The organism is Demequina sp. (assembly GCF_024642165.1).
Lineage (GTDB): Bacteria > Actinomycetota > Actinomycetes > Actinomycetales > Demequinaceae > Demequina.
In genome coordinates this window covers 1-5,736 of record NZ_JAHEBP010000129.1, presented here as the reverse complement: position 1 = coordinate 5,736, position 5,736 = coordinate 1, and the positions used below count along the sequence as shown (strand labels likewise).

General features: G+C 70.9%; 4 protein-coding genes. All 4 read right to left on the bottom strand.

Annotation, left to right across the window (positions count from 1 at the left end; all coding sequences use genetic code 11):
• Positions 1–9: 9 nt before the first annotated feature.
• The 4 genes from rarD to Q0L54_RS10050 all read right to left on the bottom strand — a co-directional run bounded on the left by rarD (position 10) and on the right by Q0L54_RS10050 (position 5,511).
• Positions 10–960 carry an EamA family transporter RarD gene (gene rarD, locus Q0L54_RS10065; RefSeq protein ID WP_296667769.1) on the bottom strand — a complete coding sequence of 317 codons (951 nt, stop codon included), beginning with the start codon at positions 958–960 and terminating at the stop codon, positions 10–12.
• Positions 961–1,040: 80 nt separating this feature from the next.
• Positions 1,041–3,026 carry a glycosyl hydrolase gene (locus Q0L54_RS10060; RefSeq protein WP_296667767.1) on the bottom strand — a complete coding sequence of 662 codons (1,986 nt, stop codon included), beginning with the start codon at positions 3,024–3,026 and terminating at the stop codon, positions 1,041–1,043.
• Positions 3,023–3,748 carry an HlyD family efflux transporter periplasmic adaptor subunit gene (locus Q0L54_RS10055; RefSeq protein WP_296667765.1) on the bottom strand — a complete coding sequence of 242 codons (726 nt, stop codon included), beginning with the start codon at positions 3,746–3,748 and terminating at the stop codon, positions 3,023–3,025. The genes Q0L54_RS10060 and Q0L54_RS10055 overlap by 4 nt, the downstream gene beginning before the upstream one ends.
• Entirely contained in the window at positions 3,748–5,511 is a 1,764-nt protein-coding gene (locus Q0L54_RS10050; RefSeq protein WP_296667764.1) for a glycosyltransferase, read from the bottom strand. The genes Q0L54_RS10055 and Q0L54_RS10050 overlap by 1 nt, the downstream gene beginning before the upstream one ends.
• Positions 5,512–5,736 lie beyond the last annotated feature (225 nt).

Genomic DNA, 5,736 nt, shown 5'->3' with positions numbered 1-5,736 from the left:
GCAGAACCCCTAGACCGGCTCCGTCACCGTTCCGGACTGCGCCGCGAGCGGATCCCGCACCCGCGACCGCGCGCGCCACGAGTCGACCGTGATGAGCACCAACGCCACCCACACCAGCGCGAAGCCGGCCCACCGCCCCGCCGGCATCGGTTCGTGGAAGTACCAGACCGCGAGCGCGAACGTCATGGTGGGCGCGATGTACTGCAGCAGCCCCGAGATGTTGAGCGGCAGCCGGCGAGCGCCCGCGGCGAACAGCAGCAGCGCGCCGGCGGTCCAGGTGCCGGTGGTGAGCATCAGCGCATCGTGCCACCCGCCCAGTCCCTCGGCGCCGCGCGCGAACAGGGTGGCCTGCCCGCTCGCCCCGATCCACGCGAGCACGCCGATCGCGACCGGCAGCTGCACGGCCGTCTCCACGCTCAGCCCCGTGAGCGCGTCGACCTTGTGGCCCACGGTCTTCTTGATGAACGAGTACGTCGCGAAGCTGAACGCGAGCACCAGCGAGATCCACGGCACCCCGCCCATCTCGACCGCCAGCACCAGGACCGCCACGGCCGCGACCACGATCGCGACCAGCTGCAGCCGTCGCAGGCGTTCGCCCAGCAGCAGCACGCCCAGCGCGACCGTGATGAGCGGGTTGATGTAGTAGCCGAGCGAGGTCGATGCGACGCGGTCCGTCACCACCGCGTAGACCATCACGCCCCAGTTGATGGCGATGACCGCGGAGGCCAGCGAGAGTCGGAGCAGCACCCGACGGTCCTTCACCACGGTGACGATGCGCGACCAGCCGTGCAGGAACGGCACGATCGCGGCGCACACCAGGAGAGAGGAGATGGACCGCCAGGCCACGATCTCCAGCGCGCCGGCAGGCTCCAGCGCCGCCATGAAGATGGGAAACAGGCCCCAGACGAAGTACGCGGACGCCCCGAACAGCAGGCCGCGGCGGTCGATCGAAGGGGTCACCCCCGGATTCTCCCACCGTCTGGCACCCGCTGGTGAGGGCCACCGGCGGCCAACTGGCACCCGGCGGCCCTCACGCCACGTCAGCCCGCCGCGGCGATCCAGGCGAGCAGCCAGGTGCGGGAGGTTCCGTCGTCGATCGCATCGTCCGGCAGGTCCACCGCCGCCGTCCACGCCGCGGCGCGCGCCTCGTCGCCGGCAAGCGCCTGGTACATGAGCAGGTAGTCGGCGAACTGGTCCGGCCGTGCGTCCGGCCATGCGGCCTCGACGGAAGCGACGATGCGCTCGGCGGGTACCGAGGACAGATAGCCCACGGCGGCCGGCTGCCCCGGGATGATCTGGATCCCAAGCATGGCCGCGGGGTCCGCACTGAACCAGGTCGCGTAGTCCCGCTTGGCTCCCCACTCGATCGCGACGATCTGGTGCGCGAACGCCTCGAAGCCGCTGAGGTCCGGAGCGAGCCAGAGCCGCGTCGAGGCCTCGGCCTCGGCGGCGAGCATCCAGCGCGCGGACGTGGCCAACGCCTCGTCACCACGGAGGTCAGCCCACAGCGCGACGCCGTTGTAGGCGAGCACTGCCTCGGAACTGGACTCCTGGTTGTTGCCGTCGGCGAACGGACTGATGCCGGATGCCCACGAGTGGCCCTCGACAGGGTCGAAGGCGCGGCGGACGGGGAAGGCGTCGGACGTGCCGGGCGCCGCGATGTCCTCGGCCACCAGGTCCAGGACCGGCCCGATCTCCCCCGCCAGGTCCGGATCCCTCGCGCCGGCCACGGCGGCCGCGTAGAGCAGGTATCCGTAGTGGAAGTGGTGGTCGTTGAACTCCTCGGAGCCGAAGGCGGTGGCGAGCCCCACCACGCCGGCCAGCTCGCCGTCGTACGTGAAGCAGCGCTCAGCGCGAGTGGCGCAGCCATCGGGGTCTCCCCACATCCGCAGCTGCTCGGCGAGCACGGCCTGGAGGTCCTCCGCCAGCGCCGGCTGGTCGAGGGCGTCCGCCACCTGCACCAGGTTCGCGATCCGGTACAGCGCCTTCGAGCCGAAGTACGTGTCCGCGGGAAGCTCGGGGAGGGACGATGCGTCGGCCTGGAGGGCCGCCACGATCGCCTCGCGCTCGGGGCCTGTGATGTCGTCGAGGTCGAGCGAGGAGGTTGGCTCCACCAGCGGCACGTCCCACGACACGGACGCCGCCTCGCACACCGCGTAGGTGCCGTCGATGGTCGCGTAGGTCCCCAGCGTGCAGTCGAGCGCGTCCGCGCGCGCCGCGGGCACGGCGACCACGGTGGGCTCCTCGCCGTACGTGACGGAGGTGGTGGCGGCATCGCCCAGCGCGTAGCCGGCGTCCGCGCCGCGCGGGACCGCACCCAGCGCGGCGGCGAACGACTCGACGGTGCCGCCCTCGGGCACGGCGAACAGTTGCGCCGAGCCTCCGGGGTCCAGGGCGAGGGCCGCGCCGTCGACGCTGCCCCGATCGATCTTCAGGCCGTAGGTGGTCTCTCCCACGATGGCGGTGGCGAGGCCCTCCGAGTCCTGCGGAGCGAAGGCCACCGAGAGCGTCGCCTGGGCGCCTCCCGCGGAGGTCATGCCCACGGCGGGCACCCCCTGCGCGACCGTGAGGTCCACGGGGCCCAGCCCCACGGTGACGGCCACCGGTGTCGCCTCGATCACCTCGCCGAAGCCAGGCGCGCCTGACACCTGGACCGTCACGTCCGCGGCCGCAGGAGCCAGGATCGCGTTCTCGCTCGCCACCGGCCGCGTGAGTCCGGCGGCGAATCCGCCGTCGACCATCTGGAACGAGAGCGGCTTGGGGAACACGGGCAGCCCGGTGTCGCCGAACGCCAACGACGAGTACCAGCGGTTCGTGGGCGGCACCACGTCCTCGGCGAGGCGCATCGGCAGCTCCGTGCCCGCCGCGGCGGGCAGGATCGACGCGTCGGGGCCGCCCTCGCGCGGGGCGGTGGTGATCGCGGCCACCGCGTCCGAGCCGCCGCCCTCCGGCGGATCTCCCGACCCGTCGCACGCGACCAGAGTCAGCAGCGCGCATGCCGCGATCGCCATCCCGGCCGCCCTCACAGCCCCACCTTGCGAGCCAGATCACCCAGCGCATCGGTCACGCCGGCCAGCGGGCCGTCGTCGCGCAGCAGCAGCGTGGCCTCGAGCGGTGTGCCGGGCGCGATGAGCCCGTTCGCGTCGCCCTGCACCAGCTGCTCGGAGTCGATGCGAGCCGTGACGTGCGCGTCGCCGTCGACGGTCTCGACGGAGATCTCCGAGACCACGCCGGCCAGCTGGCGGCCGTCGGGCAGCCGCAGCTCGACCGCCGCATCGTCCGTGATGCGGCCGAAGTCGCGCGGGCTGAGGATGAACTCCGCCTCGGCGAACAGGGTGCCCTCGCGATCGATGGTCGCGACCACGCCGCCGGAGCTCGCGTAGCCCCCGGCGTCCACGGTCAGGTCCGTGACCGTGCCGTCGACCGAGGCGCGGACCACGAGGGTTCCGTCTCCTGCGATCGTGCTGCTGTCATCGGTCACGAGCCCCTGCTCGAGATCGCGGCTGAGCGTCAGGCTTTCGATGTCGTACAGGCGCTGACCCGCGGTCACGGTGTCGCCCTCGTCCACGTAGCGCTCGAGCACCAGGCCGCCGTAGTCGGTGCCCACGTCGTAGCGCTCCGCAGCGATCTGCGCCGAGGAGCTGAGCACGTGGGTCTGGCGCTGATTGAACACCAGGGTGGCGGCGGCGACGATCAGCAGCACGGCGATGATCCCGAAGAACATCTTGAAGCGGTTGGTCCAGGTCATCAGGACATCTCCCTTCTGTGGCGGCGCGTGGCCGGGGCGGTGACGGGTGTGAACGGATGCGGCGCCTTGCCGCGGGACGATGCTCGCGTGGGCTCTCCCGCGAGGGTGCCCATGGCGTCTGCCATGTCGGGCGCCGGATTGCGCCGCGGGGAGCGCGCCGGTGCCGCAGCTTCGGGCACCTCGACCGGCGCGGGCCGCGCCACCACGAGCGCCGGCTCCTCGGGGGCCTCGGGCAGCGGGGTGGGGGGCGGCGAGAGCGACCGGCCGTTCCTGATGGCCCTCGCCTCGCGGCGTGCGGCGAGCAGGAACGCGGCCAGGATCACGGTGTTGGTGACGTTCCACGCGGTCGCGAGTGTGACGATCCCGTTCTCCCAGTCGCGCCACACCGCCACCACCGAGGTGAGCGCCAGGAACACGAAGAACAGCACCTGCGGGACGATGAAGTTGAACGGCGAGCGCGCCTGGGTGGACCCCGTGGCCTGCCAGCCCACGTCGCGCTGGGTGAGCGCGTTGATGAACGCCTTGAGGTAGATGGGGAAGGACACGGTGGCGAGTGTCAGCGTCTGCCACTTGAACGAGCCCAGCGTGAACCACGCGAGTCCGATCTGCATCAGGTAGAAGCCCGCGTAGTACAGGAACCAGGTGCCCACCGAGATGGACAGCGCCATAGGCCGCAGGTCGAAGTAGATCTCGAGCGGCGGCACCAGGAGAAGCAGCAGCGGCGTGATCCCCGTGAGGTAGAACGTGGCGGTCACCAGGTACTGGATGCGCTGGTCCGCGGTGAGCCTCCGGCGGGGGCTCAGCGGGTTGTGCGAGAGGAGGATCTCGAAGCCGCCGGTGGCCCACCTCAGCTGCTGCTTCGCGTACGCCTCGACGGTGTCGGGGGCGTCACCCACCGCGAGCACGGTGGGGATGAAGATGGTGCGCCATCCCGCCTCGTGGAGCATGAGCGACGTCCAGACGTCCTCGGACTTCGAGTCCGTGTACATGCCGCCGACGGAGTCGACCGCGCTGCGCCGGAAGATGACGTTGGTGCCCACGCAGAACGCCGCGTTGAAGCGGTTCCGTCCGGGCTGCACGAACTTGTAGAACACCGACTGCATGTAGCCGGCGCCGATGGCGATGGTGGTGTGCAGGTTGCCGTACGTCTGCGGCGTCTGCACGAACGCGACCTGCTCGTCCACGAAGAACGGGACGGTCTCGAGCAGGAAGGTGGGGTCGGGGATGAAGTCGGCGTCGAAGATCGCGAAGTAGTCGCCCTTCGCGAGCGTGAGCGCGTGGTTGACGTTCCCGGCCTTCGCGCCCCCGGAACTGAGCCGGCGCACGTAGCGTGCGCCCAACTCGGTGGCGAGATCGCGCACCTCGTCGCTGCGACCATCGTCCAGCACCCACGTGCGGTGGCGGCCTTGCATGGCGATGGCGGCGGTGACCGTGCGGCGGATCACGGCGAGGTCCTCGCCGTAGGTGGTGATGAACACATCCACGTTCACCCGGCGGCCGTCGAGCTGCAGCGGCCATTGGGTCCGGTCGCCTCGTGAAGAGCGCCCGAACAGGGAGTCCCGCGCTCGGTAGTACGCGAAGTCCCGGGGATTCTGCCCGCCGGCGAGGATGGTCCACATCGACAGGAGCGCGTGGAACACCAGGACCGATTCGGCGGAGATGACAAGGACGTACGGGATGACGTCCCCGCGGTTCTGGGGGTCGAGCAGGAATGCTGAGTAGACCAGGATGCCGATGGTCGCGATGACCACCAGCAGGGTCATGACGGGGGATTGTCCGGGGGACGGTTCGCGTCCGATGGACGTGGGGGCAGCGTCGAGCGATGTCAAGATCGGCTCCTCTCGGCGCGCGCGGGGGATCGCGCTCGTGTGCGTGAGGTGGAGATCGACAACGCTGGCGGCGGCGCTCCCAGGAGGGGCGCCCTGCGGCTGTGCGGGCCCGTGAGGGCTCCCCACTGTAGACATACGACCGCCGCATCGGTCAAGGGC